The 379-nt window shown below is 34.6% G+C and carries 1 protein-coding gene; it reads left to right on the top strand.

Annotated features, from left to right (window positions below; translation table 11 throughout):
* Positions 1–36 precede the first annotated feature (36 nt).
* On the top strand, positions 37–379 hold a 343-nt coding region (locus HMJ38_RS25190; protein ID WP_228780282.1), incomplete at its 3' end, for a DUF4221 family protein.

The following is a 379-nucleotide window of genomic DNA, read 5'->3' as shown; positions in this document are numbered from 1 at the left end:
GAAAAAGTGGTTTTCAGTCATTCAATGGCAAGTGATATGTATATATATGAATTCGGAAAAGACAGTTCTTATTTTACAAACATTAAACTGAATTCCATCCCTGAACGAAAAACTGGTAAGTATCCTAGAGAGGTAAGTTCCAAAGCGGAGTTTTTCAATACTTTAAAAGATTATGGATCGGAGATTTCTTTTCAAAAACCGATTTGGGATTCAGAAAAAGAGGTCTTTTATAGGTTTGCAAATATCAATATTTACAAAGAAATTGATGGAGAATGGAAGACAGAAGAGGCTGATGTTTACCTGATTATTTTGGATAAGAGCTTCAATGTTTTGGCAGAGACCAAGGTTGAAGGGTATAGGAAAATTCCCCGCTACCACT

The sequence above is a fragment of the Aquiflexum lacus genome, assembly GCF_015476655.1.
Lineage (GTDB): Bacteria > Bacteroidota > Bacteroidia > Cytophagales > Cyclobacteriaceae > Aquiflexum > Aquiflexum lacus.
This window is presented reverse-complemented; position numbering and strand designations above follow the sequence as displayed.